Annotated in this window: 2 protein-coding genes; one reads left to right on the top strand and one right to left on the bottom strand. The window is 71.0% G+C overall.

Features of this window, described 5'->3' with window-relative positions; translation table 11 throughout:
• Nucleotides 1–42: 42 nt before the first annotated feature.
• On the bottom strand, nucleotides 43–348 hold the full coding sequence (locus ACFU99_RS42790; RefSeq protein WP_384403956.1) for a hypothetical protein: 306 nt from the start codon (nucleotides 346–348) through the stop codon (nucleotides 43–45).
• A 320-nt stretch (nucleotides 349–668) separates the two neighbouring features.
• Here ACFU99_RS42790 and ACFU99_RS42785 point away from each other — a divergent pair, with 320 nt between their 5' ends.
• Nucleotides 669–1,622, top strand: a complete 954-nt coding sequence (locus tag ACFU99_RS42785; protein ID WP_384403954.1) for a bifunctional DNA primase/polymerase — start codon at nucleotides 669–671, stop codon at nucleotides 1,620–1,622.
• Nucleotides 1,623–1,719 lie beyond the last annotated feature (97 nt).

Here is a 1,719-nt window from a genome sequence, read left to right as displayed (position 1 = left end):
GACCTCGACCGCTCTCTCCTCGACTCTCATCGAGTCATCGGCTCACCACAGCTTGGTGAAGTTGACGGTGGTGTTGTCCTGGTCGATCGCCGTGAAGGCGGAGCCGTTGACGCTCGCGTTGTTGTTCTGGTTCGACGCGCCGGTACCCGTGGCGACCTGCTGGGTCGTGGTGGAGTTGCCGAGGTTGTTGCCCCCGACGCCGCTGCCCACGACACCGGCGATCGCCGAGTTCGAACCCCTTCCGGCAAGGGCGCCGTTGTCCGCGTGGGCGACACCGGTGAAGAACGCCGCGGCCAGCGGGAGAGCGGCGACAGCAGCGAGTACGCGGGTGGTGCGGATGCTTGCCATGTCAGTTCCTCCAGGAAAGTGCAACTGCTGCTTGGTAGCGCCAGGCGGTTGGCCGACTGCCTCGGCTGGGTACGACGTCGCGAACCCAGAGTTGCCCACCGAATCCCCGGCGGAACACCTCACCCGGCCCAATTCGCTCGCAAGGGGAATGAACCCGCGTCAAACCTCAACCGCGCCCCCAACCCTTCGCACGCCCCTCCAGCAACCCCCGTATTCCTGGCCCCACCTGCGGAAAAGCGTTCAGACGTACTTTCGGCCAATAGTGGTACGGAGCCATCGCGCCACTTTCATTTATCGAACATGCATACGAACATAGATGCATGGCCTCCACCGGCCGCAAGGCCTCTCCGCACCGCACGGCCCACTTCGACCGACACGCCCGCGCTCTGGTCCACGCACTGGCCGCCACGGCGCACGGCCTGTCCGTGATCCCCCTGACGAGCGGCAAGCTCCCCGCGATCCGCTCCCCGCACCACGAGGACTCCCCGCGCCACGAGGACGACGACACGGCCGCCGCAGGACCCGCTTCCGCAGCCGCAGTCGCATCCGCAGCCGTCTGCCGGGGCGAGTGCGGCCGCCTGGGCCACGGCATCCACGACGCCACCGCCGAACCGGCCGCCGTACGCGCCCTCTTCGCCGCCGCCCCATGGGCCACCGGCTACGGCATCGCCTGCGGTACGCCACCGCACCGCCTCATCGGCGTGGACCTGGACCTCAAGGGGCGTACGGACGGGATGGCCGCCCTCCGGGAACTGGCCCGGGAGCACGCGTTCACCATCCCGCGCACGGTCACCGTGCTCACGCCGAGCGGTGGCCGCCACCTCTGGTTCACCGGACCGCCCGGCCGCGAGGTCCCCAACTCGGTGGGCCGTCCGGCCCCCGGCATCGACATCCGGGGCGCGGGCGGCTACTTGGCCGGCCCCGGCTCGTACACCCCGAGGGGCACGTACCGCCTCTCCCCCACCGCCCCCGGCTGGCCCCCGGCCGAGGCGCCGCCCGAGCTGCTGAACCTGATAGCGCCGCTGCCGCCCCACCGCCGGGCCCCGAAGAGCGCTGAACCCCCGGGCCCGGACTCCCGCCTGGTGGCCTTCGTCCGGAACTCGCGAGCGGGCCACCGCAACGACCGGCTGTTCTGGGCGGCCTGCCGCGCGTACGAGTCCGGGGCGGGCGACGAACTCGCCCCCGCCCTCCTCGAAGCCGCCCGCAGCACCGGGCTACCGGAGCGCGAGGCCCGCGCCACCATCGCGTCGGCGGCCCGCGCGAAAGCCCGCTGATCGAAAGTGCTCCGGCCGAGGTGCGGCTGGTCGAAGTGCGAATGGTCAAGGTGCGGCTGGTCGAAAGCCCGCTGAAACGACGCGTGGCGCCCACCAC

This window comes from Streptomyces sp. NPDC057654, assembly GCF_042800135.1.
Lineage (GTDB): Bacteria > Actinomycetota > Actinomycetes > Streptomycetales > Streptomycetaceae > Streptomyces.
Note: the sequence above shows the minus strand (reverse complement) of the source record. Positions and strands in the feature narration are given on the sequence as shown.

Excerpts from the sequence above, each read along its gene's own strand:
- ACFU99_RS42790 (WP_384403956.1), bottom strand. The coding sequence starts at position 348 with ATGGCAAGCATCCGCACCACCCGCGTACTCGCTGCTGTCGCCGCTCTC.
- ACFU99_RS42785 (WP_384403954.1), top strand. The coding sequence starts at position 669 with ATGGCCTCCACCGGCCGCAAGGCCTCTCCGCACCGCACGGCCCACTTC.